A 26,255-nucleotide genomic window follows, 5' to 3' on the forward strand; every position below is an offset into this window, starting at 1 on the left:
TGATTAACCTACAAATGGATTAGCGAAGATGAAGAACAAGCCAATACCAACACCGATCATAGGCACAGCATCAAGAAGACCCGCGATTAAGAACATACGAGTTTGAAGTTGTGGAGCTAATTCTGGTTGACGAGCAACAGCTTCTAAAAAGCGACCACCCAAAAGACCAAAACCAATCGCAGTACCCAAAGCACCGAAAGCGATCAAGATAGCAGATGCAATTGCAACTAGACCTAAAGTGAGTTCCATGAAAAATTCCTCAGAGGTTAGGTTATTACCAAATTAAATTAAAAAAATTCAGCCCAACCATCGTTTGACAGTTAGGCAATACCATTAATGTTTTTCGCTTGCCATGCTCAAGTAAACGATGGTAAGCATCATAAAGATGAATGCCTGCAACGTGATTACAAGAATGTGGAAGATCGCCCAAGGCACAGATAACGCCCATTGAATCCAGAACGGCAATAATGCGATCAGGATAAAGATCAACTCACCGGCATACATGTTACCGAATAGTCGGAGAGCCAATGAAATAGGACGAGCAAGGAATGTTACCAATTCCAAAATCAAGTTCACTGGAATAAGCAACGCTTTTGCAACTGGATTACTTGGGTTAAATGGGTTAAGTGCCAACTCGCCTACAAAACCGCCAACACCCTTTTCGCGGATGCTGTAGAACAAGATAAGTACAAATACAGATAAAGACATACCAAGGGTAATGTTTGGATCTGTAGATGGAACGATCTTGAAGTAAACGTGGTGAGGGTCCATACCAAATACGTTAGCACCCACAAATGCAGCAACTTGAGGAATCCAGTCAACTGGGATCAAGTCCATTAAGTTCATGAGGAAAATCCACACGAAAATAGTGAGTGCAAGTGGAGCGATTAAACGTGATTTGCCATGAAAAGTATCACGGACACTTGAGTCAACAAACTCAATGATCATTTCAATTGCAGATTGGAATTTTGTTGGAACGCCAGCATTTGTAGCTCTCGCAACTATCCAAAATAACAAACAGAAAATCACACCAAGGCCAATTGACCAACCCATTGAATCCAAGTGAATTGCAGTGAACCCCATCGAATGAGCTTCTTCAGCAGTCTCAGCCAATTTCCATGTACCATCTGGCATTTTGCCATAGGTCATATTGGTCAAGTGATGCTTGATATACTCTGTCGAAGTGAGGGCATGTTCTTCAGCAGCCATAAATCACACCTGGTCAATGTCAATTACTAAAAAGAAGGGAAACGAACATCGGCGTACTGTCGATATCTCGCCACCCTCCAAAAAATCTTCAATTCTTCTTGTTTCTATACCCGTTTTTGTAGACGTGACACCCAAAAAGGAGCAACCCACGACATCGCTTGAACGAGAATAAAACCAAACAGCAATGCTAACGGTGATAAAGGTTTAACATTGCTCAAAATCAAAATAAATCCAACGATCATGATTGCAAATTTGCCTAACATGCCCCTATACATGTTAGACAGCACTTGTTTAGATGCTCTCGCACCTGCCGTTCTGAAGGATTGCCACGCAAAATAGCTCGTAGCAAGCCAGCAGACCAATGCACCAAGTGCCGCACTTAATGCTGCTGTCATGTCTTTTATGCTCCACGCCACAAGTGCGGAAACAGGGATCATGCATGCTTGTAAGAAGACCAAAGCTTTTGCTAATCGTCGGTCAATCAAGCGACTAGTTTGGCTCATTTTTATCCACTCACAGCATAAATGCTTGACAAGTTTAGCTGATGATCGCTTTTAATCGCAGGCATTATAGAGTTACACCCCTGAACATGCAATCTTTTCCCGACTTTAGTCGGGGTTTTTCGTGACAGGTGGTGCTGACGCTACAGTCAGCCTTTGTTTACTTTTTATCTCACTTTTGCGTATTTAATACACATTTATCGGTTTTTATCGCCAGTTTCTTCCATGCTGTTACAAAATTATCTTCATTATTCATACTTTCATCAACGGGTTGGAAGGTAATACTACCCAGTTTTTGATATTGCCCTTTTGTTGTAAAACTTTCTGCAAGTAAACACATCTGAGCTTTTGGTCGACTATCATTAAGGTACTTTATTTGTGCCGCTGTAGGAGCTACATGCGGGTCATCCGTTAAGGCACCAGCAAACTTTAAGTTTAGCGAACGCTCCAAATATTGATAAGCATCATGATAAGACCAATACGGCTTACCGTTGCTTGAACTATCGTAAGCTTGAGCCGCCTGTAACATATTTCGTGCAAATGTATTCGCATTATTCCAATACTTCGCTTTGTTTTCAGGATGCTGTTGTGAACGTAAAGCTGCAATAAAAAAGCCAATACGTACTGCATTGTTTGGTTCTAGCCAGACATGCGTATCTACAGTATTTGGTAAAGCAGCCCCACGTGTATTGCGCTGCGGCAAAATAGAAAGAATACCGCTATCTAACAAAGCAATTGCTTTCTTATTGTTACTTAGCAATTTGTTGAGCGGAGCTTCATGAGCTTTTCCTAACCAGATCACTAAAGAAGCATCATTAATTGCTTTACGGTGTGCCGGTGTTAACTGTACATCATGCCCACTTTGCCCTTGAAGCAATAACTGGGGTTCTTCAACTCCTTTGGTAATTTCTTTTGCAATCAAATAGATTGGGTGCGTAGAGACAACCAAACCCTGACTCCAACCTAACGTACTCATAAGAGAGAACATACTGAAAACAAAAACGCGGAACATGACAGACCATCAATTAGTAATAGCTCGAAGCATGTTATAATATAACAAAGTTACAAAAATACCTAAGATTAATCGAATGAAGCACCGCTTCATGCTAATATTCCATTAAAAATTTGAGGTTATGTCTATGAGTTCTTGCATGCATGAACATCATGATTCTTTGCATGGTGTACATGATCACCATAATGTCGCAAGTCGTTTAGCTGAAGCAGAAACTTTATGTACTGCGGTCGGCGCACGCCTTACGCCTTTGCGTAAAGAAGTTCTTGAACTCATTTTAAATGCTTCAGGTCCTATGGGTGCCTATGACTTATTAGCACGTATTAAAAGTCAAACAGATCGCCCTGCCGCCCCTCCTACTGTTTATAGAACTTTAGACTTTTTATTAGAAAAGGGTCTTATTCATCGCTTAACATCTATTAATGCTTACATACCATGCTGTCACCCACGTGAAGGTCATCAGGCTGCATTCCTGATTTGTACCGAATGTCACACGGTTAAAGAAGCATCTTCACAAGGTCTAACCCAACAACTTGACCAACTTGCAGCTTTAGATGATTTCGCAGCACAACACAGCATTATAGAAATTTCGGGGAAATGCCAGCAGTGCCGCACAGCTCGCTAAATCCTGTTTTGATTCAACTTGAACAGGTCTCTGTTCATCGTGATCAGCGGGATATATTAAAAAAAGTTGATTTTGCTCTGCATGAAAATGAAATTGTGACCTTAATTGGTCCCAATGGCGCAGGTAAATCAACTTTAATTAAAGTTCTACTTGGTATTTTAAAGCCAAGTAGCGGACGCGTCATAAGCAATAAAAAACTAAAAATGGCTTATGTGCCTCAGAAATTTAATCCATCTCATAGTCTTCCTTTACGGGTTCAAGATTTATTAGATCTGGAAAAGTGTAGCCCTGCCCTTCGTCAGGAAATTATTCAAGACACCGGTATTGCCAAACTACAACAATCAAAAGTTCAACAACTTTCTGGTGGAGAGCGCCAACGTGTACTGCTCGCACGTGCTTTACTTAGAAAGCCAGATATCCTCGTTCTTGATGAGCCCATGCAAGGCTTAGATATTCAATCAGAAGCTGAGCTTTATGAATATGTACGTAGTCTGCCGGAACGTTATGGTTGTGCCATTTTAATTGTTTCCCATGATTTACAGTGGGTCATGCAGGGAACTCAACGCGTTGTTTGTTTAAACAAGCATATATGCTGTAGTGGCTTACCAGAAAGTATTCAGCAGCATCCTGAATACCAAGCAATATTCGGTACTCAGCGAGTTTTCTATCAACATCATCATGATCACTGTGCGCATGGTGACGCTGCACACCCCTGCCCTCACAATAGCAGACCTCACATTCACCCGGAACCGGAAGCTTAAGCCATGATGGAATGGTTACAATTATTGTTACCCGCATGGATTATGGGAACCTTATTAGTCTTTTTGACTGCACCACTTGGTTGTCTCATGCTATGGAGACGTATGTCTTTTTTTGCAGACACCATGGCACATGGAACCTTACTTGGGGTAGCAATTGCTGGTGCTTTAAGCCTTCCTCTCTGGCTTGGTGTGGCAGGTACAGCTATTTTATTAGTCGCTATTTTATGGGCACTACATGACAATCGTTTACCAAACGATGCTTTGCTTGCCCTATGCTCAGCGACTTTGTTATGTAGTGGGCTTCTATTTATTCAGCATGTTCCAAGTTTAAGACCGGAGCTTTTAAGTTATTTATTTGGTGACTTACTGAGTATTGACTGGCCTGACCTACCTGTTTTCACATTAATTATTGCGGTATCACTCGCCATTCTTTATCGCTATTGGCAGCCACAAATTCAAATTGCAATTGATCCGGATATTGCAATTAGTGAAGGGATAAATGCGAAATGGCAGCGTCTCATTTTTATGTTACTGCTAGCCTTATTTACAGTATTAGCTTTACGTGCAGTAGGTTCACTTTTAATGGGGGCACTACTGGTTATTCCAGCGTTGAGCGCTCGACTACTCGCTCACTCACCAAAGCAAATGGTTATTTGGGCCTTTGTTTTAGCTCAACTCGGTGTCAGTGTTGGCCTATGGTCAAGCGCAGCACTTAATATCTCGACTGGCCTCAGTATTGTTTTATGTATGGCTTTAAGTTTTGCACTTATCTTTATGGTTCAAAAAATCAAAAATCAAACTCAAGCGGCCTAAATCAGGCTGCTTGATGGACCGTACTTAGCAATAACGCTGCACAACTAAACATGACAGCAAAACCACGGTTCAAATATTTTTGTTGCTTAGGAGAACGTAGCAATCTTAAAACTTTTGAAGCTAGCCCTGTATAACCAGCCATTACAATCAAATCAATCGTAACCATAGTGGCTGCCATAATCAGGTATTGTATCCATTGAGGTTTGCTTAAATCTAAGAACTGAGGCAAAACTGCCAATAGAAATACAATCGCTTTAGGGTTACTGATATTGACCACAAATCCATTGAATAGCAGAGCAGAAACAGATTTATCCTTTTTTTCGTGTTGAATTTCTATGTCTTTTATTGGTGCTGTCCACTGCAAATAAGCTAAATACAATAAATATGCCACACCAAACCACTTAACGGCTTGAAAAGCCAATGGGGTCGTTGCAAATAAAACACCCACACCCGCCGCTACAATCATGATTTGAATTAACAAGGCGATTTGCAAACCGATCGCATTCCAGTAGCCATGTCTAAAGCCATAATTTAAGCCGCTCGACATAGAAGCAATAGCCCCTGCTCCCGGAGAAATACTAATGACCCAACAGGCCAACATATAAGCAAACCAAACTTGCAAAGACATAGCGAAATAGATAATAAAAGTGGAATTATACCGTTTTATAAAACTATCGTGGCGATAATTCAAACAATAAAATCAATAAATAGACTACTAACGGCTCTTCGCATCAGGCACAATAATTGAAGCTCATACTAAATTATAATTGAGGAGAGATCTTCTAATGACTGCTCAATCTGTCATTTTGCCATTACCATCAGATCATGCCCGTTTTATTGTTCTTCGTTTAAAAGATTTAACAATTGCTGAATTAAAAGAACAACTCGAAGCTTTATTCGAAACACGTGACCGTCTCATTACTCAACATTCAGACGCACAAATTAAGACAGCAGTCGCTTTTGGTCCAGAACTTTGGAAGCAACTTTACAGTCAATCTCCTGCTGGTTTTAAACAACTTGAACCAGAAAATGGCGCATTCAATATGCCAGTCGTACCAGCTGATGTGCTTATTCACATTGCCAGTATGCGTTCTGATATCTGTTTTGCTTTAAGCCAAGCATTTTTTGAAGGGATTAAAGATAAAGTTGAAGTTCTGGATGAGCGTGTATGCTTCCGTTATTTCGATGGTCGCGATATTACTGGCTTTATAGATGGTACTGAAAACCCTCAATTTCCAGATGACCGCGCAGAAACTGCTCTCCTCCCAGAAAGTGCTGGAGTATTTGCAGATGGTAGTTTCATATTTGCGCAGCGCTATGCACATGACTTGGAAAAATGGAAAAAACTTAAAGTCGATGCACAAGAAAATGTCATGGGCCGTACCAAGCTTGAATCTATTGAATTAGATGATGATGTTAAACCGGAAAATGCCCATGTCGCTCGTACTGTCGTTGAAGATGAGGAAGGCGAAGAAATGGAAATCCTACGTCACAGCTTACCTTATGGTGACGGTCGAGGTGATCAAGGTTTATTCTTCATTGCTTACACTAAAGACCTGAGCATTATTGATGCGATGTTAAAGCGCATGTTTGGTACAAGTGGGGATGGCATCCATGACCGCTTATTGCACTTCGTGACACCGCTTGACGGGGCATATTACTTTGCACCAAGTGAAGAACTATTAGAAGAAATTTTAGAGGCTTAAAAGAAAAAAAGAGGAGCTTAAGCTCCTCTTTTCACATTCTCATTCTTAGAAAGGAATACGCTTATATTTACGGTATTCTGGTTTCCAGAACGATTGATCAATCTTCTGCTTAAGCAAATCATCACTAATGGTTACAGCCACACCATCTGCCATTGCAGCTTTTGCCACTTCAAATGCAATTACTTTAGACACTTGTTGAATTTCACCTAAAGGTGGCAATAAATCCGCTTGTGGATCTTTCAGCAACGGTGAACAGTCTGCTAAAGCACTACTTGAAGCCATGAGCATGTTTTCTGTAACGCGTTTAGCGCCTGATGCTACTACACCTAAACCAATACCAGGGAAGATGTATGAGTTATTGCACTGCGAAATATTATAAAGCTTGCCGTGATGATTTACAGGTGCAAATGGGCTACCCGTTGCAATTAATGCTTTACCTTCAGTCCATTCCACAATATCCGCCGGTACTGCTTCTACACGCGAAGTCGGGTTAGATAACGGCATCACAATTGGTCGTTCACAATTGGCAGCCATTGTTTTAATAATTTCTTCGGTGAATAGGCCCGGCTGACCAGAAACACCGATTAATACTGTAGGCTTGGCATTTTTAACAACATCAAGCAGTGAAATCACTTCTTCAATATTGCCCCATTGGTCTACTACTTCAGCTTTTTGAGCTAACTTACGTTGGAAGTCTAATAGGTTTGGCTGATTTTCAGTGATCAAACCAAAACGATCTACCATGTAAACACGAGCACGTGCTTCAGCATCGGTTAGACCTTCTGAAACCATTTGTGCAACGATTTGCTCTGCAATACCACAACCAGCCGAACCTGCACCTAAGAAAGCAATTGTTTGGTCTTTTAATTGTTTACCTGCTGCACGGCTTGCAGCAATTAAACTACCAACAGAAACCGCTGCTGTTCCTTGAATATCATCATTGAAACAACAAATTTTATCGCGATATTTTTCTAAAAGTGGCATCGCATTTTTTTGTGCGAAATCTTCAAACTGGATGAGTGCTTTTGGCCAACGACGTTTTACAGCTTCAATCACCATATCTACAAAGTCATAATACTCATCACCACTAATACGTGGTTGACGCCATCCCATGTAGATCGGGTCATTTAATAATTGAGGGTTATTCGTCCCTACATCAATTGTGATTGGCAATGTGTAAGCAGGACTAATACCACCACATGCGGTGTAAAGCGAAAGTTTTCCAATTGGAATACCCATGCCACCAATACCTTGGTCACCAAGGCCTAAAATACGTTCACCATCTGTAATCACGATGACTTTGACATTATTTTTATTAACGTTTTGCAAAATATCATCAATCACATCACGATCTGGATATGAAATGAAAACACCACGATGACGGCGATAGATATCAGAGAAACGTTGACATGCCTCACCCACAGTTGGCGTGTAAATAATTGGCATCATCTCTTCAAGATGATTTTCAATTAAGTGGTAGAACAGAGTTTCGTTGGTATCTTGGATATTACGTAAATAGATGTGCTTATTAATATCATCATTGAAAGCACAATATTGCTGATAAGAGCGTTGGCTTTGCTCTTCGATAGTTTCAATAATATGTGGAAGTAACCCGTGTAAGTTAAAGTTACTTCTTTCTTCTTGAGTGAAAGCGGACCCTTTATTCAAAAGGGGTAACTCTAAAAGTGTATAGCCTGCATAAGGGATATAAAGGGGATGTTTACTTGGGTGACCTGATATCATTGCCTATCTCATTTTCCAGCTTAGAACTCAGAAAAGTACAGTTTCAGCACTCTCTAAAGCTCGTTGTATGCGTAAGCTTAAGACTATTTAATACAAAATAGGTATTTTAAACTGTGATATTGAAATTAAATACTATTTAGAAAAAACATATAACAAAATTAATATTAAAAATTAATTACTTACATTTTTCATATTTTTTTAAATTATTCTTTCTCAACTCTATATCTGACTTAGAATCTTATATTTTTACCCTATCTTACATTTCCATAAAAAATACCAAGTGTTTTACTATCTTATAATTTCAAAAATATTACCTAAAAAGCCTGTATTTACGTATTTTTAGAATTTAATTATGTTCATTTTTTAATATTTACAAAAAAAATAGTTCCATGAAACTTCAAGAAAGAAATTAAATGAAAGCGTTAAATGCACTCCCCTAACTCATAGGAAATTTGCTATATTTGACGTTTTTCTGCGACATCTATTTTCGATTGATATGAATACGGCAATACAAGCAGCTCTCGACCATGCAGTGCAAACCCTTCAGCAAGAAGGTGTGCTTCCTTCGGATTGGAATAATTCAAGCAATTTAACACGCACCAAAGACCGAAGCCATGGCGATTTTGCTTCTAATATTGCCATGATCGGCTCTAAAGCTGCTGGTATGAAACCACGCGATTTAGCTGAGAAAATTCTAGCAGCGCTACCAGAAGTTGCAGACATCAGCAAAGCTGAAATTGCAGGCCCTGGTTTTATCAATTTCTTTTTAAATGCAGATCAACGTTTTGCAATTCTTGACCAGATTCAGGCTCAAAAAGAAAGCTTTGGTCGTAGCCAATCAAATGCAGCTAAAAAGATTCAAGTTGAATTCGTTTCTGCAAACCCAACGTCTAGCCTACACGTAGGTCATGGCCGTGGTGCTGCTTATGGTATGACTGTTGCAAACTTACTTGAAGCAACAGGTGCTAAAGTTGATCGCGAATATTATGTAAATGATGCTGGCCGTCAAATGGATATTTTGGCGACTTCTACTTATTTACGTTATTTGGAATTACTTGGACAAAACCTTGTATTCCCTAAAAATGCATATCAAGGCGATTACGTTAAAGAAATCGCACAAGGCATCATTAATAGAGATGGCGATGCTTACGTTCATGAAGTTGCGAATGTTTATAAAGATGTACCAGAAGACGTGCAATATGCTGAAGAGCTAGATAGCGAAGGCAACAAAGTCGTATTATCTGGCGACAAAGAAAAACACATTGACGGTCTTATTGCCAACTCACAACAATTATTAGGTGAAGGCTACCGCGTATTCCATCAAGCAGCACTTCATGCCATTTTAGATGATATTAAAGATGACCTTGCTGACTTCGGCGTAACCTTTAACCAATGGTTTAGTGAAGCATCTCTTAGCGCAAAAATTGACGAAGCGTTAGAAACACTTGATCAACGCGGCTTCTTATATGAAAAAGATGGCAACATCTGGTTTAAATCAACTGAATTTGGCGATGAAAAAGACCGTGTTGTGAAGCGCCGTAATGGTCAAACGACTTACTTTGCATCTGACATTGCTTACCACTTAAACAAACTACAACGTGGTTATACTGACCTTGTTGATATTTGGGGTTCTGACCACCACGGTTATATCTCTCGCGTAAAAGCTGCGATTGATGCAATGGGTTATGACTCGAAAAAATTAACTGTTCTTTTAGTTCAGTTCGTAAGCTTATGGCGCGGTGGTGAGATGGTTCAAATGTCATCTCGTTCAGGTCAATTCGTGACTTTACGTGACTTGCGTAAAGAAGTCGGCAATGACGCAGCTCGTTTCTACTACGTGATGCGTAAAAGTGAACAACACATTGACTTTGACCTTGACCTTGCTGTTTCACAAAGTAAAGACAATGCGGTGTATTATATTCAATACGCTCATGCACGTATTTGCCGTATGCTAGAAAAAGCAGCGAGCACTGGCTTACAATTTGAAGTAAGTGCTGCTCGTTCACATGCTGCACGTTTATCACTTGATGCAGAAACTGAAATTCTTGCTAAACTGGCTGCATATCCAGACGTTGTGTTACGTGCTGCTAATGCATATGAACCACACCAAGTAGGTAACTACTTAAAAGAATTAGCTGCGCTATTCCACGGTTGGTACAATGAACACAAAGTTTTAAGTGATGATGCTGAACTTACACAAGCACGCTTATTACTTTCAATCAATGTACAGCAAGTATTGCGCAATGGCTTAGAATTACTCGGTGTTTCTGCACCTGAAGCCATGTAAGTTAGTGTTGGGGTGTTTGGTCAAAGCCATATACCCCTTCATGTTGTAAGAAATAACGCTTTGCAAGGAATTCTATCTATGCGAAGCGATGTTTTAAAGTAAACGAGAACTAAACTCGAAATAAAACAATCAAAATACAGAGGAATAATCCACGTGTTTGGCAAAACGCAACGCGGTGTATCTGAAAGACCTAACAAGCCTAAAAAACCTTTAATTCCTAAATGGTTAGGGACACTTGTCGCTATTTTAGCGGTCTTATGTATCGCAGTAATGCTCATGCTTTGGAAACCGTGGCAACCTGTTTCCTCAAAAAACCAGATTACTTCTGAGCACTATAAAGAAGAAGAAACCAATAAAGATTACCGCTTTTATGATCTATTGCCTCAACAGCAGGTCACTCCTATTCCGGAACAGGCAATTCCAGAAAGTAAAAATCAGGGTACTGCCATGATTGTAGAAGCACCTAGTACAGCTCAACCTGCCGCTTCTGAACCTGCAAGTGTAAGCACTGACGACACGACTGACTCAACAGCTGCTATACCTCAACAACCAAATTATATTTTACAAGTTCGAAGCTATACTGACCCCGATCAAGCAGATGCTCGACGTGCAGAAATCATTTTAAATGGCTTATCGGCTGATGTAATTAAAAGCTCTGAGAATGGAAAAACTTGGTATCGTGTTATTTCTGGTCCATATGACACTCAAGAAGCTGCTCTCGCTGCTCAACAAACATTGCAGCATAGCGGTATTGACTCTATTGTGATTAAACGCAGATAAAGATTAAGCAATAAAAAAGGAACAAATATTTGTTCCTTTTCTTTTATATATCAGCACAATTTCTTTCGTTTGACCCTAAACCTTTCTGTCTCGCTTTTTGAAAAGCTGGTCTTTGCTGAATCCGATGTAAGAATGCTTGAATATGCGGATATTTACCTTGAAGACGTGACTGTAGAGCCTCTAGTGGAAAACTCATTTGAATATCTGCAAATGAAAAATCCCCTGCAAAATATTCATGCTCAGCCAAATAATTTTCTAAAAAACTAATATGGTCTTTCATACGTGGACGAACAAAATTTGCTTTAACCCCTTCTGTAATTTTCTTTGCCACAGGCTGAATTAGCCAAGGTACATGTTTATTGACGTTGTTCATGACCAAAGTCATCACTAATAACGGCATAAGTGAGCCTTCGGCATAGTGCATCCAGTAAATATACTGCTGTAAATCCTGAGCTTGCTTAGGTTTAAACTGCTGCTTTTGATCATATCGCTGCTGCAAATACTCTAAAATAACAGCCGATTCTGCGATAACCTGCTCATCATCTGTCAAAATAGGTGCCTTGCCGAGCGGATGAATACATTTCAATGTTTCTGGTGCTGAATAGTTCGGAAGACGTTGATAAAAATGAATATCATAATCCAAGCCTAACTCTTCTAAAGCCCATAAAATCCGAAACGATCGCGAACATTCCAGGTGGTGTACACTAATCATGGTATTGCCTACTTTTATTTTTCTTTTTACATAAAAAACAGCATGTGAACATGCTGTTTTATTCCATTTGTGGGATGGATATAAATCATCCACCGCAACAAAATAGCATTTTTATGCTGTAACAAGCACAGTATGAATGTCTAAACTACGTAACAAAGTTTTAGTGACTGGGGTTTTACTGCATATGGTTAAGATTTTTTGCTGAAGTTCTTCGTTTGGAAGTTCTTTAAAAACAATACGACGCTCGATATGTTCTTCATGCTCTCGATTGGTATGAAAATCAATTTCAACCGAGTACTCACCAAAATCATAACCCTTATGTTTTGCATACATTCTTAAAGTAATAAGTGTACATGCTGCCAGACTTCCGGTAAGCAAATCATAAGGTGCAGGCCCTTGGTCATGCCCTTTTAGCTTTTCAGGCTCATCACAAAAGTATTGATGACGGCCGCTGGTAATTTCCCCTTTCCATTGCTCTGCAAGAGGCTTTGCTTTACTGCTCGCAATTACTGCTGTCATTTTGATGCTCTCATTTGATCTGGAAGAACTGGTGCTTCTAAGCGGGCACCCACATAATCTGGAATTTCACCAAAACGCACGTCATGATTAACCCATTGCTCACGTGCTTCTTTTAAATCGTCCATCGTACGTGCAACGAAATTCCACCATAATAAGATCGGAGTTTCAAAAGGTTCACCACCGATTAATAGCACACGGTTCCCTTTCTTTACTTCAATCTCAATTTCGTTCAAACCTGTATCCAATACAACCATATTGTCAGCAGTAAGTTCATGGCCATTCACATGAGCTACGCCATCTAATGCCATAAAACCATATTCAAATTCAGGATTTAGTGGAATACGTGTTTTAGTATCTTGGGTAGCAATGAGATCAACCCCTACTAACGGTGTATGAACCACAACTGGAGAAGTCGTCTCTAAATATTCACCCACCAGTACAGTAAATTCCAGACCGTCTTTTTCAACAACAGGAAGATCGGGATAATGTTCAAATTTCGGATCCATGTTGCGCTTATGGTCCGGTAATGCGATCCAGAGCTGCGCAGCATGCATTTGAGTTTCAGTATCAGGTGCAACCTCGGTATGAGAAATACCATGTCCTGCTGTCATCAAGTTTACCTGTTTAGGGCGAATTAATTGCTTTGACCCTAAACTATCGGTATGCATCATGGTCCCTTCAATCATCCACGTGAAGGTTTGCAAACCAATATGTGGATGAGGTCCTACATCTAAACCATTGCCGGCAGGAAACGTTACTGGTCCTGCATGATCTAAAAAGCACCATGCCCCAATCATTCGTTTTTGTCGACTAGGTAAAGCCCGCTTAATCACCGTCCCCTGTCCAATTTCGGCAGAGCGAATTGGAAATTCCTGAATAAATTGATTGGCAAATTTTTCGCAATCCTTTGAATCCGAAATATCGTAATCGTTATTATTGCTCATGATATTACTCTCTTTTACCTATGCTTGTGCAATGAGTCGTTATACTGATCTTAACAATACACTCATTATTCAATATAGTCTTTTAGTAATACACAGGGTGCCATGAATGAGACAATCAATTTTTAACAATCGAAAATTTAAAGGTATATGGCCAACTTAAGGTGATTGAGTCTTAACTTGTTGTTTTAAATTCTTCATAAATTGCCCAAACTGTGGCAAGAATTCTTGAAACAATGGATGGTCTCGATTTTCTAACATGACTTCACTAAATAACTTTAGACCGACCGCAAAAGACTTTGTGGTTTGATCATCAAAAAATTCTGCATTCTTTAACTTTTCAACAATCTCAAAAATATCGTCATGATTACCAGTATAGAACTCGAGCCTTTCCGTATAGGTAGAAACTTCCCCTTTGGCATCTTTTAAATGTTGTACCGTAACGTGATATTGATGCTGTTTCATACATAAACTCTCTATTAAAGTTGATAGTTTTTGGATAATTTCAACCTGTTTAAGGCCCACTTATAGGCGCCCAATCGCAACAGCAGCCTGATCAATTTTTTCAGCAATTTGATAGATCTGCTCTTGCTTCAAGTCAGTGGTATTCAATTTCAAACGTAAAGCCGTCTTTAAGTTTTCCATGGCACGGTGAATTTCGATTAATTGATCATTACTGTGAATTTCACGTCTCAAACGCAATTTCTCTAACAACCCACTTAGCTTGTCTTGGTGTTCATTTAAATAAGCTTCCCCAAATTCCGTAATTTGATATTGTTTACGCTCTACATCTAGCAAGTTAATGAGGTTCATTTCTTCCAGGCTAGTTAAAGTCGGATAGATTGTTCCTGCACTTGGCGTATAGCCATCGCCTACCAAATCACTTATTTCTTTAATAATTTCATAACCATGCTTAGGACTTTGCTGAATAAGATGAAGGACTAAAAGTTTCATACGTCCAGCTTCAAAAAGTCTCCCACGACGCCCCGAACGGTGATGGCCGTGATAATGGTCATTATGTTCAGCATGATGATGTTCTGATTGTTGTCTCATCTTTGGAGGTTCTCTAATACGCACAATTTATAACTATTAAGATATATCTTAATATATCTTTTATCAAGAAAAAGTAATAAAATCTAACCTATTGCTTTGATAATTATTAAAATTAATATTATTTTCTTTAAACACTAAGTAATAAAAAAAGAGTGCTTAAGCACTCTTATATAGCCGTATGTTTAGTAAAGTCGGTAAAAAAAGCCAGAATCTAAAAAATTATTATGTGATCAAATTTCTTTTCTGCTCAAACTGCTCTTCAATTTTTGAACTCAGAAAATTAACAATAGGCTGCAAAGCATAATGTTCCTCTTGCCAATTTTGTTTGCCTATTTCCCCTCTATATTCCTGTATAAGCCGCTGCAATACGAATTTCTGCTCAGGAGGAAGCTGAGGCATAACCCATCGAGCTGCATTGTCTTTTGAAGCAATATCCTTCATGACTAAACTAAAATAGATCCGACATAAAGCTAAAATCTGGTTTCTTTCATCTGCATCCTCATCCCAATGAGCTACAATTTCGGGATAAGTATCAGACATTGCTTGCCATAGTTCTTGATCAGAAATTTCAGGTGCCCATTGGTCCAAAGCTGGACCAAATAAAACTGTATGATGAAATCTCGCTTTTCTAAGCAATATACTAATATCTGGATCTTTCTGCGAACTTAATGTTCCACCTTCTTTAAGTTCTTCACGTAGCCATTCACCAAACTGCATTTCATAACTTAAAGGATAATTTCCAGACTGAATCTCATCTTTTAATAAAATAGTAACTTCTAATGGTCTTTGTAATTCCCCAACAGGCTGTGAAATTTTTAGTAATTCTTGTGCAAGCTGCTCGCGTAAAGCAGATGTTAATGGTTGAGTAACCACGACCAGAACATCAAGGTCACTTTCTGGCCCTAAGCCACCATCAACAGCTGAACCATAAAGATAGATTGCAAATAATGATTCCGCTAAAAGTTGCTGTAATTTTTCTTGTAGATATTCTAACTGAATGAAATCAGACATCTCTCACCTCCTTCGGAAGAAACAGATATAAAAAAGGCAGGATTTAATCCTGCCTATTCATTTGATTATTCCCACTCAATCGTTGCTGGTGGTTTAGATGACACGTCGTATACCACACGTGATACATCTTTAATTTCGTTCATAATGCGTGTGGAGATTTTATCAACCAATTCGTATGGTAAATGTGCAAAACGAGCTGTCATAAAGTCAACTGTTTCAACTGCACGAAGCGCAATCACCCATGCATAACGGCGGCCATCACCGACTACACCCACTGATTTAACAGGTTGGAAGACAGCAAATGCTTGAGCTGTTTTATCATACCAACCGCTGTCACGAAGCTCTTGCATAAAGATATCATCAGCAAGACGAAGAATATCTGCATATTCTTTTTTCACTTCACCCAAAATACGAACGCCTAAACCTGGGCCCGGGAATGGATGACGGTAGATCATGCTGTGCGGTAAACCAAGTGTAGTACCTAATTTACGTACTTCATCTTTAAACAAGTCACGTAAAGGTTCAACCAATTCAAATGCTAAATCATCTGGTAAACCACCCACATTGTGGTGAGATTTAATAACGTGTGCTTTACCTTGTTTGCTTGCAGCAGATTCAATTACGTCTGGGTAAATTGTACCTTGCGCTAAGAATTTCACGCCATCAAGTTTACGTGCTTCTTCAGCAAATACTTCAATGAACTCACGACCAATAATTTTACGCTTCGCTTCAGGATCGGTAACGCCAGCTAGAGCATTTAAAAAACGCGCTTCTGCATCTGCACGAATAACACGAATACCCATGTTTTCAGCAAACATTTGCATCACTTGGTCACCTTCGTTTAAACGAAGTAAACCATTATCAACAAATACACATGTTAATTGGTCACCAATCGCTTTGTGTAAAAGCGCAGCAACAACAGATGAGTCAACACCACCAGAAAGACCTAAAAGTACTTTCTCATTACCAATTTGTTCACGTAACTGCTCTACACGCAAATCGATGATGTGTTCAGGTGTCCAAAGGCCACCACATCCACAAATTTTGTGAACGAAATTAGAAAGTAGCTCTTCACCTTTTGCCGTGTGTGTTACTTCTGGGTGGAACTGAACACCGTAAAAACGGCGTGTTTCATCACTTACAGCAGCAACTGGACAGCTTGGTGTGCTTGCAGTAATCGTAAAACCTTCTGGAATCTGGCTCACTTTGTCGCCGTGGCTCATCCAAACGTGTAGTTGGTTTTCGCGGTCTTGTAAGTTGCCAATAAGTTGGTCACGTTTAACGATATCAACTTCGGCATAACCAAACTCATGTACAGTACCCGGCTCAACTTTACCGCCTAACTGTTCAGACATGGTTTGTAAACCATAGCAAATACCCAATACTGGAACGCCTAATTCAAACACCACTTGCGGTGCGCGAGGGCTGCCCTCTTCATGCACACTCTCAGGTCCACCTGATAAAATGATACCGTTTGGCTTAAAAGCACGAATGTCTTCTTCAGACATATCAAAGGCATACATTTCAGAGTAAACACCAGCTTCACGTACACGACGTGCAATGAGCTGACTATATTGAGAGCCGAAATCCAGGATCAGGATACGATCTTCAGTAATTTGAGTATTGGTAGTCATGACAAACCACTAAATGGCAAAAGAATTAAGCGCGCCATTTTAACATTTTTCACGCTTCGACGCACCGCAAATCATCATATATCTTATTTTTTTCATATTAGAATCATTTTAATAGTTAGAATAATCGATATAAAATATTATTTATTTATATTTATCAATACCCTAAAAGTTACTTTAGAGCTTCATGCATATTGATAAATTCATCACATTCTATGCAACATCATAATGAATTTGATGTTAAGATGACCCGATAAAACAGGCATTACCATGGAAAGGTAAATACCATTAAGCGATATTTGTCTGACCTTAAACAGTTATCCGTTTTTTATGGCTTGTTGCCCCATATCAAAATCAATAGAAATCTAAGGAACAACAATGCTTCAAACTATGATTGCAGATTTCCAGCAACATTTTTGGTTGTATGTCTCTATTCCTTTCATGAGTGGTTTAATTGGCTATGTCACTAAAGTGATTGCCATTCAAATGATGTTTTCACCACTTGAATTTAAAGGTATTAAACCGTTTTTTGGCTGGCAAGGTATTGTGCCTCGTAAAGCCGAAAAAATGGCAACGACTGCTGTAGAGCTTATGACGGCTAAGCTCATTAAGCCCGAAGAAATTTTTGCTCGCCTTGACCCAAAGCGTATTGCTAAAGAAATTGAAAAACCATTAATGGCAGCAGCAGAAGATATTACCCGTGAGGTTGCTCAAGAATATCAACCAGGCTTATGGGAAGGCATGCCTGAGTTTGCCCGCCAAAGACTGATCCGCAGAGTGCAATCAAAAGCCCCGGAAATTGTCGAGCACATCATGAGTGAAGTGCAACGTGACGTAAATCGATATTTTGATATTAAACATTTAGTCATTAGTAATTTACTTAAAGACAAACGCCTACTGAACAATATTTTTAAACGTGTAGGCAAACAAGAGTTTAAGTTTTTCAGTAACGTTGGTTTTGTATTTGGTTTTGGTATTGGTGTGATCCAGATGCTCTGCTGGATTGTCACACAAGGAAAATATCCTTGGATGCTACCTCTGTTTGGCGGATTTGTAGGTTTTTTTAGTGACTGGATTGCCCTACAAATGATGTTTAGACCCCTCTATCCGAAAAAAATATTGGGCTATACATGGCAAGGTCTATTTATTAAACGTCAAAATGAAGTGGCAGCTGACTATGCAGCTTTAATTTCCAAACAACTTTTGACTTCACGTCATATGATGGAAGAGTTGTTTTCAGGTACACACTCTGCACGTGTTATTGAGCTGGTTAACCGTCATGTCAAACAGGAAATTGACATGCAAGCAGGTGTAATCCGCCCACTCGTTGTTTATGCAATTGGTGGAGAAAAATACCAGAATATGAAAACTCAGGTTGCGGAACGTATCATGCAGCAACTTCCAGAGACCATGAAATATGTTGAGTCTTATGCAGAAGATGCCATGAATATTCGCAATACCCTGATTGAGCGTATGCAGAAATTAACGCCTTCGGAATTTGAAGGTATGCTACGTCCAGCCTTTAAAGAAGATGAGTGGGCACTCATTGCAGTAGGCGCAGTACTTGGTTTTGTTGTTGGTGAGCTACAAATCCAGTTTATGCTTTAATTTTTAAATATAAAAAAACCGGATGAATGAATCATCCGGTTTTTATTTTGCTTTAGATATTATTTTTCAATTGCATGGTCGAGGCTCATACGTCCAGCACCGTGAAGCATCAAGAAGAATAAACCACCTGCCATTGCAAGATTTTTCATAAAGTGGATGCCATTGTTATATTGTGCTGCTGCATCAGCCCCACCTTGGTGAAATAAGAACGCAGTTAAGATACTAAAGATCCCAAGACCAAAAGCTGCGAAACGTGCTTGGAAACCAAATAACAACGCTAAACCACCACCGAACTCAACCAGAATGACTAATGGTAGAAGTCCACCTGGAACACCCATTGCTTCCATATATCCTGCAGTTGCCGCATAACCGGTAATTTTCCCCCAACCAGCAGCAAGAAAGATATAAGCGATAAGAAGACGAGCAACAAGGCTAATAAAACTGTCTGCGCCTGGTTGCGTCACGATATTTTTGACCACCACATTTGGATTAAACATATTGCCACCTTTATTTAATGCTTATTTGTTGATGAACTCATTCTAGGTTTGGGACATTGATAATTAAATACTCAAAATCCATATATATCGTTGCACAAATAGGATGATCAATTTGTATATTTTTGATGTTTTATACTGACTTTCTATAGGCTCACTGCTAGGATTTGAGCACGGTTTACCACTTAATCATCTCATGGAACTTCTTGATTTTATTCTACACGTTGATCAGCATCTCGCCGAATTTATCACAAATTACGGGACGTGGATTTATGGCATTTTATTTTTAATTATTTTTGTCGAAACCGGTTTAGTGGTTATGCCGTTCTTACCGGGTGACAGCTTACTGTTCGCAGCAGGTGCTTTAGCGGCTTCTACAGGCACAATGGACCCTTGGTTACTGGGCATTCTACTCTTCATTGCCGCGGTTTTAGGCGATACAGTGAACTATCATATTGGACGTTTTATCGGTCCACGTGTATTTGAGATGAATTCACGCTTTATTAATAAGCAACATTTAATTAAGACTCAAGAATTCTTCGCCCGTCATGGTGGCAAGACTATTATTTTTGCACGTTTCATTCCATTTGCTCGTACCTTTGCACCTTTCGTTGCTGGCGCTGGCAGCATGAATTATAAGTTTTTCTTAACTTATAACGTAATTGGCGCATTCTGTTGGGTAGCTTCTTTTGTCACTTTAGGCTATCTCTTCGGTGGACATCCACTTGTAAAAGATAACTTTACCCACCTTATTTTTGGCATCATTATTATTAGTATTTTACCGGGTGTGATCGGCTTCATACGTCAAAAGCTAAAAAATCGAAAAGCTAACGTTTAAAGAGCAATTAGAAAAAACGGAATACCACCGGAAGCATACATAAAATAAGTAACATGGCCGATCCTTTATATAGATGATCGGCCTTTATTTTTTTCATTGATCCCGTCAATAAAGCACGTCCGAAAAACATCCAGAAACTTGCTGCTGGAATAAGAATCAAAGTAAAAGCAGCCAGAACCATGAGAAAATTTTCAGGCGAATTCCATGTTTCAGCGGGGAAAATACCTGCGGCAAAAAGTAAAGACTTAGGATTTTTTAAAGTTGAGAAGAATAATTGACGTGGGCGAATATTACGATGATTTTGGCTAAATTGTTGTAAATGCGTGGTTTTCCATAAGCGGAATGCCATCCAGAATACATATAATACGCTAGTGATGTGCAAAATAAGCAGTAGTGCAGGCCAAACCGGATCTGCCAAATGAATGAACACTGCCCAAAAACTAATGCCATAAGCGTAGCCCAACCATTCCATCGGGATAAGCCAGAATGTTTTAGATAAACCTTGTGAGTGAGCGGCGGTTGCAAGTAATGCGTTTGTCGGGCCCGGAATAAGTAAAACAGCCAACATAGCTAATACAAAAAACCAGCTCTCAATCATATAATTTCCACATTAGTAAAGATGCGGCAACATTAAACGAAATGGGCAAAATATAGCAAGTTTAGAGCGTATTCTGATTAGAAAGAATACAAGTTATTCTAAGGCTTATCTTTAAAAAATTATTGATTTATAATAATTTTATTATGAAACATTTTGCTAAACTTTATTCATCACAATATGCAATTAGTTAGCATATTGTGATGCAAAACTGATGATTAATTCGTCTTTTTACGAACAATAATTGGACAATTCTTGAACTGAGCAGCCTGAACAATGGCTTCTTGTTGACCTAATACACGTGAAAGTTCGGTGTTTTTGGTTGAAGAAGATTGTCCCATATTGACAGAGATGGATGGGCCGAATCCCCAACCGCCTCGTCCCCAGCCACCGCCAAGCCCGAGTCCAACACCCATACCTGTACTTTTTGGTGTCTGTACACCATTGTCGATATATTGTTGAATACGGTTATATTCACTTTGTAGCTGCTGGCAACTCAAAGATTGATACTGCGTCGGAGACACATAAGTCGGTTTTACCGTTGTAGCACAAGCGCTCAATAGTAAAGTGGCCGCTGCCAAAGGCACAATATATAAGCCTTTCATCATTTTTCTCTTATCGTTTTGGTTCAATTTCGCTGAACAATGCCTCATAAGACTGAGTCAATTTGTGTTCTGGCGCTAAGTGAGCCAAAGGTAAATTTTTCTGATGTGATTCTTTCATCAAAATCGAAGGCGGTAACATGCTATTGAGCACGGGTAACCCTTCATCTTTTAACTGTTGAACCACTTCCCGAGGTAGTTTTGCTTGGGACTGGAACTGATTCACCACAATTCCTTCAATTTCCAAGCGATCATTATGATCATCTTGCGTTTCGAGAACATTTTCAATCAATGTTTGTAAAGCACGCTTTGAAAAGACATCACAGTCAAAAGGAATCAGAACCTTATCTGCTGCAATTAATGCAGACAATGTGAAAAAGTTAAAGGCTGGAGGTGTGTCAATATAAATGCGGTCATAGCGCCCAACCAAGCTTTGAATAGAGTCACGCAATTTATAAATTTTATGTTTGCTTTCAAGTGCATGTTCAAGAGCACCGAGCGTAGGGCTAGCCGGAAGCACATCTAATTTTGCAAAGGATGTAGAGTGTACAAAACTGTCGAGATCTTTGTTGCGTGGAGCTTTTAGAATTGAGCCCAGTGCGTTCCCAATTAAACCTTTTTGTTGATTATTTCCCAACACATCTTCAAAGAAGTTTTCAATATTTGGTTCTAAAACTGCTTTATCAGCAGCGTATGTTGCTTCTTCGCCTAAAAGGTATTGGCTTGAGTTGGCTTGAGGATCAAGATCGATAACCAAGGTCCTTAAGCCATGTTTGGCACTAATGGCAGCCAAATTTACAGTAATACTTGATTTCCCTACACCGCCTTTTTGGTTAAACACCACACGAGTTAGCATGTTTCCCTCTACATATTTTTTTACTGTATGCAGTTTAACCTAGAGCTTACGCAAAAAGGCAAAGAATGTAGAACAATTAAGCAAAAACAGGTTTCACTATCACCAGAATAATAATGGCAACAAATGCGATTGCACTAATGACCAAACCCGCACGGCGCTGAGCTAGTAAAATAGTGTCATCCTTTTTAAAGGCTTTCATTAAAGATGATAAAAGCACTAAAAATAAGATAATTTTAGCGTAGAACCATGGCTGTACCTGAAAGTTCTTCATCACCAGTAAAATTGCTCCGGTAATGAAAACCACGGTAAATGACAAATGCTGTAAAGCAACTAAAACTTTACGCCCTGCTGGGTTAGGTTGTTCACCTTGTACACCAATAAATAGTGTTGAAGCGCGTAATACAAAAACCATAAGTGCGGCTGCTACCGCAGTCATATGGATAATTTTAGTGAGTAAATGTGCATCCATAAATAAGCCCTTAGCTTTTAGCTTTTAGGTGCATGTGCACATTCTGGACTCGCTGGCGCTTGGCCTTGCCACTCACTTGGTAAATAAGCGTGGATTGCTAAAGCATGAATTTGTCCTGGATTCATTAAATCAGAAGCCAAGGCATAAACTTTTTGATGACGCTGAACCAAACGCAAGCCGTTAAATTCTTCACTCACCACAATCACTTTAAAGTGGGATTCTTTACCAGGAAAATAACCACCGTGGCCGGCAGACTCATTAATGACTTCTAAATGGCTAGGTGCAAGGGTCTGTAACCGTTCAATCAACTGTTGTTCAAGGCTCATAGCTTTTCCTTTTACGATTATTCGTATATTTAGACCTAGTATACCCTGTCTACACACAAACAAAAGTTGCTCTTGTACGCTTTGACTTCAAACAAAATGTCTATTTATTCGGCAACTTATCAATAAAAATAACTCTAAATGCTCATTTCTGTTTTTATTTTATGCAATCAGCATAATTATTTGCATAAAGTTGTTGACCCTTGTTTTGCTTAATGTATTATAAGCGGCACGCGGGAATAGCTCAGTTGGTAGAGCATAACCTTGCCAAGGTTGGGGTCGCGAGTTCGAGTCTCGTTTCCCGCTCCAGATTGGTTTTTTTTGAGAAAGTTTTAGTAAAAACTGCTCATACATGCGGGAATAGCTCAGTTGGTAGAGCATAACCTTGCCAAGGTTGGGGTCGCGAGTTCGAGTCTCGTTTCCCGCTCCAAATTCAAAAGGCACTTATCGAAAGGTAAGTGCCTTTTTCTTTTGATCTGTTTATATATCTAGAATTTCAAAATCACTCATTGCCTTGATTTAAGTTAGTTATGTTCGCAAGGTTCTAGAGTTATTCGATGTGTAGATATATAAGGTAATAATTGAAAACAATCTATATTAAAGCTTTCTAGGCAATGACTCTGCTGTAAACATAGGGAAAAGATAAAACTATAATTATAGATATAACTTTTAAAATGATACTGCTCGGTTCTTTGAACATCATTCTTGGTTAAATCGCAAAATTGTATATGTTCAGGTGATACATGAAAGTTGAGCTTCTTTAAATGACGGCTCATTCCTTCACCAGTACATTTAATATAGGATTCTTTTAAGGTCCATATTTGAAAAAAACGTTGATATACACTAGTTGGATTAGTCCATTCATTTTGCTGAATCCATTCAATTTCACTTGGCGCTAACACGCTATCGACACGCCTCCATTCGAACTCATGGTTCATTCTTTCAACATCGACTCCTATTTCTCCTTTTTCTGTCACAGCAAAGACAATAAGGTCCGCTGAGTGACTAAGATTAAAATAAATAGCCTTATTGCCTCGTACAAATGGTTTGCCGTTAGGTTGTAATTGAATGATGACCTCATGGGGTGAGATACCCAACTTATCTGATAAAACAGACTTCATTAACACACGAGAAATTAAGAAAAGTCGTGCAGCATGAGAATGATATTGATCATATCTCAACTTTTCTGCCTCATTGAGAAAGCTGAGATAATGACTCAATATGAGATGGTTGTCTGGTACCCGTAAAATTGGGCAAACATAAACCTGTACGTTCGCTACATCAGACATCACTAAGCTGTGCTGTAGTGCTAATGTACTTTGTCAGAACCGGTGTAAGGTAATCATAAACCGCTTCTACATGGGTAACGTGTGGATTATGACCTGCGCCAGCGATGATATGTACAGGAATCTCAGGACTGATTGGAGTAACAATTGGATCTTTCTCTCCCACAATAATCTCGATTTTAGATCGAAGCTCAGAAAGCAAAGCTGTCTGTGCTGCGCGCTGCTGCGGCAAATTAATGTGGTGCATGTACTCACTAATATGCTTAGACACTGACATGCGGCGTAGTGAATCCATCGCATATCTCACTGACAGATTTTGTTGCCCCTCTGGATGTAAATCTTTAGCAATCACATCTTTCGGCACAAAACGGAAAATGAGTTTAGATATCGCTTGTATCTGAAACATTTTTGCAGCCTGTGCCTGAACAAAATAAGGCGATATAAGGATAAGGCGTGCAACTTTATCTGGATATTTCTTTGCAAGATTTAATGCAAAAAGACATCCTAATGAGTGGGCAATCACCACACTATTTGGTGCCAAAAGCTCTGCCGCAGTATCAATAAATTGATGGTTATTATCTTCCATCATTTCATAACTACCTGAACGCCCAAGTCCCGGTAAGTCCATCATAGCGACCTGATCATAAGTAATTTTATTGATGATTGGAGACCAACATGTACTATCAAATGGAATGCCGTGTAAAAATAATGCAGAAACTTTTTCTGAACCAACTGGCTGTTTAGTATAAATTTCTATCCAATAGCGGTTCTGATAGCTAAAAGAATTAGGTGTTGGTACTTGCATACGACCAAAACGTGTAAACACCAAGCGATCAATCCAGCGAGAAAAATAAGGCATGATACTGATCAGGTCTGCGATGCCCATCTTCGCCGCCATCGCCTCTGCCCCAGCAACATGGTAGTGCTCGGTAGAAATGAAAGAAAGTTGCTCTTTAGAACCGTCAAGTAATACCTCTGGTAATTTCTCGAGCAAAACTTTAGGTATTTGTAAATGTGGTGAGTTAACTCCCAAATGCTCAGCAGCTAGGTGAACTAGGCGATGAAATTTGGGTGTCGCAGGATCAAGCAGCATATATTCCTGAGCAATCGTTTCAGGATAAGACATCGTTCGGATCAGAAAGCTCACGATATACTGCATATTGCATAGTGGCAGGAATGTGTCACGGCCACCAGGTAATGCCAGTAAACGTCCCTGATAGAGCTTATCAATCATGTCAGCAATACCGATATATTGCATATCGCCATAATTATAAAAACCATCAATGACTGTCGCCGGATTTATTGCAGTCCATGGCACATTTAAACGCTTACAGGCCTCAATGAAAGCTTGATGTCCTAGAATTTTTGAAGCCTCATAACCACCATGTTTGCAATACAACTCATCAGCCGATTCTTGCGGCGGCGCAGCCACACGATACCCGCCAATCCAGATAAATCGCTCAAGCTGCTTCAATGTTGCAGCCCATTCAATTAACGCCAGCCCTGACTTAATATTGGTACGCTCAGCTTCAGCTTTGCTAATGCCCCAATTAAATGATGCTGCGAGATGATAAATTACATGGATTTTTGTCTGGGCGTCCGATAATAGAGAGTCCAGCTTAAAATCACGGCTTAAATCATATTCAACAAAAGATATAGATGGATCAGCCAGCCCTTGGGTTGTAATGAAACCTAATAGCTTATCTTTCTTGGTTGCGGCATTACGCAGCGCAGCAATCACCTGATGACCTTCACGCAGAAGTTCAACGATCAATCTGCTGCCAATAAAACCTGCTGCACCTGTTACTAATATGGTCTTCCGTGAAAAATTATCTTTTTTTGCGTTATTTAGATTATCCATAAATCACCTTATTAGGTGCT

General features: G+C 39.5%; 29 protein-coding genes and 2 tRNA genes. 10 read left to right on the top strand and 21 right to left on the bottom strand.

Going from position 1 to position 26,255, the window contains the following annotated elements; all coding sequences use genetic code 11:
- Window positions 1-3: 3 nt before the first annotated feature.
- From atpE to KNQ97_RS16620, 4 genes are all read right to left on the bottom strand, one after another.
- Complete coding sequence (gene atpE / locus KNQ97_RS16605; RefSeq protein WP_000424060.1) at window positions 4-249, bottom strand: F0F1 ATP synthase subunit C; 246 nt, start codon at window positions 247-249, stop codon at window positions 4-6.
- An 84-nt stretch (window positions 250-333) separates the two neighbouring features.
- Window positions 334-1,209: a F0F1 ATP synthase subunit A gene (atpB, locus tag KNQ97_RS16610; RefSeq protein ID WP_253612482.1), complete on the bottom strand. Its 876-nt coding sequence runs from the start codon at window positions 1,207-1,209 to the stop codon at window positions 334-336.
- Between the two features lie 104 nt (window positions 1,210-1,313).
- Window positions 1,314-1,712 carry an ATP synthase subunit I gene (locus KNQ97_RS16615; RefSeq protein WP_000084237.1) on the bottom strand — a complete coding sequence of 133 codons (399 nt, stop codon included), beginning with the start codon at window positions 1,710-1,712 and terminating at the stop codon, window positions 1,314-1,316.
- 169 nt (window positions 1,713-1,881) lie between these two features.
- On the bottom strand, window positions 1,882-2,721 hold the full coding sequence (locus KNQ97_RS16620; RefSeq protein WP_000490209.1) for a zinc ABC transporter substrate-binding protein: 840 nt from the start codon (window positions 2,719-2,721) through the stop codon (window positions 1,882-1,884).
- 127 nt (window positions 2,722-2,848) lie between these two features.
- On the opposite strand from KNQ97_RS16620, the gene KNQ97_RS16625 reads away from it, so the two are divergent.
- The 3 genes from KNQ97_RS16625 to znuB are packed head-to-tail and all read left to right on the top strand — an operon-like array spanning window position 2,849 to window position 4,920.
- The gene (locus KNQ97_RS16625) at window positions 2,849-3,346 is read left to right on the top strand and encodes a transcriptional repressor (RefSeq protein ID WP_000093118.1); all 498 of its coding nucleotides are present in this window, start codon (window positions 2,849-2,851) and stop codon (window positions 3,344-3,346) included.
- Entirely contained in the window at window positions 3,319-4,107 is a 789-nt protein-coding gene (gene znuC / locus KNQ97_RS16630) for a zinc ABC transporter ATP-binding protein ZnuC (RefSeq protein ID WP_001112013.1), read from the top strand. The genes KNQ97_RS16625 and znuC overlap by 28 nt, the downstream gene beginning before the upstream one ends.
- Before the next feature lie 3 nt (window positions 4,108-4,110).
- On the top strand, window positions 4,111-4,920 hold the full coding sequence (gene znuB / locus KNQ97_RS16635) for a zinc ABC transporter permease subunit ZnuB (protein WP_114183764.1): 810 nt from the start codon (window positions 4,111-4,113) through the stop codon (window positions 4,918-4,920).
- A 1-nt stretch (window position 4,921) separates the two neighbouring features.
- Here znuB and KNQ97_RS16640 read toward each other — a convergent pair whose 3' ends face one another.
- Window positions 4,922-5,548, bottom strand: coding sequence for a LysE family transporter (locus tag KNQ97_RS16640; RefSeq protein ID WP_002003548.1), 627 nt, complete (start codon window positions 5,546-5,548; stop codon window positions 4,922-4,924).
- Between the two features lie 157 nt (window positions 5,549-5,705).
- Here KNQ97_RS16640 and KNQ97_RS16645 point away from each other — a divergent pair, with 157 nt between their 5' ends.
- The gene (locus KNQ97_RS16645; protein ID WP_000126807.1) at window positions 5,706-6,626 is read left to right on the top strand and encodes a Dyp-type peroxidase; all 921 of its coding nucleotides are present in this window, start codon (window positions 5,706-5,708) and stop codon (window positions 6,624-6,626) included.
- A gap of 45 nt (window positions 6,627-6,671) precedes the next feature.
- Here the strand turns inward: KNQ97_RS16645 and KNQ97_RS16650 are convergent, their stop codons facing one another.
- On the bottom strand, window positions 6,672-8,369 hold the full coding sequence (locus KNQ97_RS16650) for an NAD-dependent malic enzyme (RefSeq protein WP_000623101.1): 1,698 nt from the start codon (window positions 8,367-8,369) through the stop codon (window positions 6,672-6,674).
- Between the two features lie 496 nt (window positions 8,370-8,865).
- Between KNQ97_RS16650 and argS the strand changes: the two genes are divergently transcribed.
- Window positions 8,866-10,656 (top strand): arginine--tRNA ligase, encoded by a 1,791-nt coding sequence (gene argS, locus KNQ97_RS16655; RefSeq protein ID WP_253612483.1) that lies wholly within the window; start codon window positions 8,866-8,868, stop codon window positions 10,654-10,656.
- 153 nt (window positions 10,657-10,809) lie between these two features.
- Window positions 10,810-11,436, top strand: a complete 627-nt coding sequence (locus KNQ97_RS16660) for an SPOR domain-containing protein (protein ID WP_000467262.1) — start codon at window positions 10,810-10,812, stop codon at window positions 11,434-11,436.
- 43 nt (window positions 11,437-11,479) lie between these two features.
- Here KNQ97_RS16660 and KNQ97_RS16665 read toward each other — a convergent pair whose 3' ends face one another.
- The 7 genes from KNQ97_RS16665 to guaA all read right to left on the bottom strand — a co-directional run bounded on the left by KNQ97_RS16665 (window position 11,480) and on the right by guaA (window position 17,306).
- A complete protein-coding gene (locus KNQ97_RS16665) occupies window positions 11,480-12,148 on the bottom strand; it encodes a glutathione S-transferase (protein WP_000626445.1) in 669 nt (222 codons plus the stop codon).
- Between the two features lie 111 nt (window positions 12,149-12,259).
- Window positions 12,260-12,667 (bottom strand): OsmC family protein, encoded by a 408-nt coding sequence (locus KNQ97_RS16670; protein ID WP_253612484.1) that lies wholly within the window; start codon window positions 12,665-12,667, stop codon window positions 12,260-12,262.
- The gene (locus tag KNQ97_RS16675; protein WP_000069626.1) at window positions 12,664-13,611 is read right to left on the bottom strand and encodes a pirin family protein; all 948 of its coding nucleotides are present in this window, start codon (window positions 13,609-13,611) and stop codon (window positions 12,664-12,666) included. The genes KNQ97_RS16670 and KNQ97_RS16675 overlap by 4 nt, the downstream gene beginning before the upstream one ends.
- Before the next feature lie 156 nt (window positions 13,612-13,767).
- The gene (locus KNQ97_RS16680) at window positions 13,768-14,073 is read right to left on the bottom strand and encodes a DUF3861 domain-containing protein (protein ID WP_000809284.1); all 306 of its coding nucleotides are present in this window, start codon (window positions 14,071-14,073) and stop codon (window positions 13,768-13,770) included.
- A 60-nt stretch (window positions 14,074-14,133) separates the two neighbouring features.
- On the bottom strand, window positions 14,134-14,661 hold the full coding sequence (locus KNQ97_RS16685; protein WP_001249779.1) for a PadR family transcriptional regulator: 528 nt from the start codon (window positions 14,659-14,661) through the stop codon (window positions 14,134-14,136).
- Window positions 14,662-14,883: 222 nt separating this feature from the next.
- On the bottom strand, window positions 14,884-15,672 hold the full coding sequence (locus tag KNQ97_RS16690; RefSeq protein WP_001279064.1) for an ANT(3'')-II family aminoglycoside nucleotidyltransferase: 789 nt from the start codon (window positions 15,670-15,672) through the stop codon (window positions 14,884-14,886).
- Between the two features lie 65 nt (window positions 15,673-15,737).
- Window positions 15,738-17,306, bottom strand: a complete 1,569-nt coding sequence (gene guaA / locus KNQ97_RS16695; protein ID WP_000210750.1) for a glutamine-hydrolyzing GMP synthase — start codon at window positions 17,304-17,306, stop codon at window positions 15,738-15,740.
- A gap of 387 nt (window positions 17,307-17,693) precedes the next feature.
- Here guaA and KNQ97_RS16700 point away from each other — a divergent pair, with 387 nt between their 5' ends.
- On the top strand, window positions 17,694-18,911 hold the full coding sequence (locus KNQ97_RS16700) for a DUF445 domain-containing protein (protein WP_169518027.1): 1,218 nt from the start codon (window positions 17,694-17,696) through the stop codon (window positions 18,909-18,911).
- A 59-nt stretch (window positions 18,912-18,970) separates the two neighbouring features.
- Here KNQ97_RS16700 and KNQ97_RS16705 read toward each other — a convergent pair whose 3' ends face one another.
- Window positions 18,971-19,408 carry a DoxX family protein gene (locus KNQ97_RS16705; RefSeq protein WP_253612485.1) on the bottom strand — a complete coding sequence of 146 codons (438 nt, stop codon included), beginning with the start codon at window positions 19,406-19,408 and terminating at the stop codon, window positions 18,971-18,973.
- 193 nt (window positions 19,409-19,601) lie between these two features.
- On the opposite strand from KNQ97_RS16705, the gene KNQ97_RS16710 reads away from it, so the two are divergent.
- On the top strand, window positions 19,602-20,243 hold the full coding sequence (locus KNQ97_RS16710; protein WP_000421344.1) for a DedA family protein: 642 nt from the start codon (window positions 19,602-19,604) through the stop codon (window positions 20,241-20,243).
- A 7-nt stretch (window positions 20,244-20,250) separates the two neighbouring features.
- Here the strand turns inward: KNQ97_RS16710 and KNQ97_RS16715 are convergent, their stop codons facing one another.
- The 5 genes from KNQ97_RS16715 to KNQ97_RS16735 all read right to left on the bottom strand — a co-directional run bounded on the left by KNQ97_RS16715 (window position 20,251) and on the right by KNQ97_RS16735 (window position 23,091).
- Window positions 20,251-20,841 (bottom strand): LysE family translocator, encoded by a 591-nt coding sequence (locus KNQ97_RS16715; RefSeq protein WP_000573143.1) that lies wholly within the window; start codon window positions 20,839-20,841, stop codon window positions 20,251-20,253.
- Between the two features lie 215 nt (window positions 20,842-21,056).
- Complete coding sequence (locus tag KNQ97_RS16720; RefSeq protein WP_000677531.1) at window positions 21,057-21,443, bottom strand: hypothetical protein; 387 nt, start codon at window positions 21,441-21,443, stop codon at window positions 21,057-21,059.
- Window positions 21,444-21,453: 10 nt separating this feature from the next.
- On the bottom strand, window positions 21,454-22,296 hold the full coding sequence (locus KNQ97_RS16725; protein ID WP_000957990.1) for a ParA family protein: 843 nt from the start codon (window positions 22,294-22,296) through the stop codon (window positions 21,454-21,456).
- Between the two features lie 76 nt (window positions 22,297-22,372).
- Window positions 22,373-22,765, bottom strand: a complete 393-nt coding sequence (locus KNQ97_RS16730) for a SirB2 family protein (RefSeq protein WP_000338677.1) — start codon at window positions 22,763-22,765, stop codon at window positions 22,373-22,375.
- A 17-nt stretch (window positions 22,766-22,782) separates the two neighbouring features.
- Entirely contained in the window at window positions 22,783-23,091 is a 309-nt protein-coding gene (locus tag KNQ97_RS16735) for a BolA family transcriptional regulator (RefSeq protein ID WP_000051228.1), read from the bottom strand.
- A gap of 230 nt (window positions 23,092-23,321) precedes the next feature.
- On the opposite strand from KNQ97_RS16735, the gene KNQ97_RS16740 reads away from it, so the two are divergent.
- Window positions 23,322-23,397: transfer RNA gene (locus KNQ97_RS16740), tRNA-Gly, on the top strand.
- Window positions 23,398-23,442: 45 nt separating this feature from the next.
- Window positions 23,443-23,518, top strand: a tRNA-Gly gene (locus KNQ97_RS16745).
- 94 nt (window positions 23,519-23,612) lie between these two features.
- On the opposite strand, the gene KNQ97_RS16750 is transcribed toward KNQ97_RS16745, so the two are convergent.
- A complete protein-coding gene (locus KNQ97_RS16750; protein ID WP_103235764.1) occupies window positions 23,613-24,377 on the bottom strand; it encodes a 4'-phosphopantetheinyl transferase superfamily protein in 765 nt (254 codons plus the stop codon).
- Entirely contained in the window at window positions 24,370-26,235 is a 1,866-nt protein-coding gene (locus KNQ97_RS16755) for an alpha/beta fold hydrolase (RefSeq protein ID WP_253612486.1), read from the bottom strand. The genes KNQ97_RS16750 and KNQ97_RS16755 overlap by 8 nt, the downstream gene beginning before the upstream one ends.
- Window positions 26,236-26,255 lie beyond the last annotated feature (20 nt).

Source organism: Acinetobacter sp. UC24323 (assembly GCF_024151445.1).
Lineage (GTDB): Bacteria > Pseudomonadota > Gammaproteobacteria > Pseudomonadales > Moraxellaceae > Acinetobacter > Acinetobacter baumannii.

What these genes read in the sequence shown, in the direction of transcription:
- KNQ97_RS16725 (WP_000957990.1), bottom strand. Translation starts at nt 22,296, where the DNA reads ATGCTAACTCGTGTGGTGTTTAACCAAAAAGGCGGTGTAGGGAAATCA.
- KNQ97_RS16730 (WP_000338677.1), bottom strand. Translation starts at nt 22,765, where the DNA reads ATGGATGCACATTTACTCACTAAAATTATCCATATGACTGCGGTAGCA.
- KNQ97_RS16700 (WP_169518027.1), top strand. Translation starts at nt 17,694, where the DNA reads ATGATTGCAGATTTCCAGCAACATTTTTGGTTGTATGTCTCTATTCCT.
- znuC (WP_001112013.1), top strand. Translation starts at nt 3,319, where the DNA reads ATGCCAGCAGTGCCGCACAGCTCGCTAAATCCTGTTTTGATTCAACTT.
- KNQ97_RS16625 (WP_000093118.1), top strand. Translation starts at nt 2,849, where the DNA reads ATGAGTTCTTGCATGCATGAACATCATGATTCTTTGCATGGTGTACAT.
- KNQ97_RS16680 (WP_000809284.1), bottom strand. Translation starts at nt 14,073, where the DNA reads ATGAAACAGCATCAATATCACGTTACGGTACAACATTTAAAAGATGCC.
- KNQ97_RS16710 (WP_000421344.1), top strand. Translation starts at nt 19,602, where the DNA reads ATGGAACTTCTTGATTTTATTCTACACGTTGATCAGCATCTCGCCGAA.
- KNQ97_RS16685 (WP_001249779.1), bottom strand. Translation starts at nt 14,661, where the DNA reads ATGAGACAACAATCAGAACATCATCATGCTGAACATAATGACCATTAT.
- KNQ97_RS16645 (WP_000126807.1), top strand. Translation starts at nt 5,706, where the DNA reads ATGACTGCTCAATCTGTCATTTTGCCATTACCATCAGATCATGCCCGT.
- KNQ97_RS16675 (WP_000069626.1), bottom strand. Translation starts at nt 13,611, where the DNA reads ATGAGCAATAATAACGATTACGATATTTCGGATTCAAAGGATTGCGAA.
- KNQ97_RS16670 (WP_253612484.1), bottom strand. Translation starts at nt 12,667, where the DNA reads ATGACAGCAGTAATTGCGAGCAGTAAAGCAAAGCCTCTTGCAGAGCAA.
- atpE (WP_000424060.1), bottom strand. Translation starts at nt 249, where the DNA reads ATGGAACTCACTTTAGGTCTAGTTGCAATTGCATCTGCTATCTTGATC.
- guaA (WP_000210750.1), bottom strand. Translation starts at nt 17,306, where the DNA reads ATGACTACCAATACTCAAATTACTGAAGATCGTATCCTGATCCTGGAT.
- KNQ97_RS16720 (WP_000677531.1), bottom strand. Translation starts at nt 21,443, where the DNA reads ATGAAAGGCTTATATATTGTGCCTTTGGCAGCGGCCACTTTACTATTG.
- KNQ97_RS16755 (WP_253612486.1), bottom strand. Translation starts at nt 26,235, where the DNA reads ATGGATAATCTAAATAACGCAAAAAAAGATAATTTTTCACGGAAGACC.
- KNQ97_RS16650 (WP_000623101.1), bottom strand. Translation starts at nt 8,369, where the DNA reads ATGATATCAGGTCACCCAAGTAAACATCCCCTTTATATCCCTTATGCA.
- KNQ97_RS16750 (WP_103235764.1), bottom strand. Translation starts at nt 24,377, where the DNA reads ATGTCTGATGTAGCGAACGTACAGGTTTATGTTTGCCCAATTTTACGG.
- KNQ97_RS16715 (WP_000573143.1), bottom strand. Translation starts at nt 20,841, where the DNA reads ATGATTGAGAGCTGGTTTTTTGTATTAGCTATGTTGGCTGTTTTACTT.
- znuB (WP_114183764.1), top strand. Translation starts at nt 4,111, where the DNA reads ATGATGGAATGGTTACAATTATTGTTACCCGCATGGATTATGGGAACC.
- KNQ97_RS16665 (WP_000626445.1), bottom strand. Translation starts at nt 12,148, where the DNA reads ATGATTAGTGTACACCACCTGGAATGTTCGCGATCGTTTCGGATTTTA.
- KNQ97_RS16640 (WP_002003548.1), bottom strand. Translation starts at nt 5,548, where the DNA reads ATGTCTTTGCAAGTTTGGTTTGCTTATATGTTGGCCTGTTGGGTCATT.
- KNQ97_RS16690 (WP_001279064.1), bottom strand. Translation starts at nt 15,672, where the DNA reads ATGTCTGATTTCATTCAGTTAGAATATCTACAAGAAAAATTACAGCAA.
- KNQ97_RS16705 (WP_253612485.1), bottom strand. Translation starts at nt 19,408, where the DNA reads ATGTTTAATCCAAATGTGGTGGTCAAAAATATCGTGACGCAACCAGGC.
- atpB (WP_253612482.1), bottom strand. Translation starts at nt 1,209, where the DNA reads ATGGCTGCTGAAGAACATGCCCTCACTTCGACAGAGTATATCAAGCAT.
- KNQ97_RS16620 (WP_000490209.1), bottom strand. Translation starts at nt 2,721, where the DNA reads ATGTTCCGCGTTTTTGTTTTCAGTATGTTCTCTCTTATGAGTACGTTA.
- KNQ97_RS16735 (WP_000051228.1), bottom strand. Translation starts at nt 23,091, where the DNA reads ATGAGCCTTGAACAACAGTTGATTGAACGGTTACAGACCCTTGCACCT.
- argS (WP_253612483.1), top strand. Translation starts at nt 8,866, where the DNA reads ATGAATACGGCAATACAAGCAGCTCTCGACCATGCAGTGCAAACCCTT.
- KNQ97_RS16615 (WP_000084237.1), bottom strand. Translation starts at nt 1,712, where the DNA reads ATGAGCCAAACTAGTCGCTTGATTGACCGACGATTAGCAAAAGCTTTG.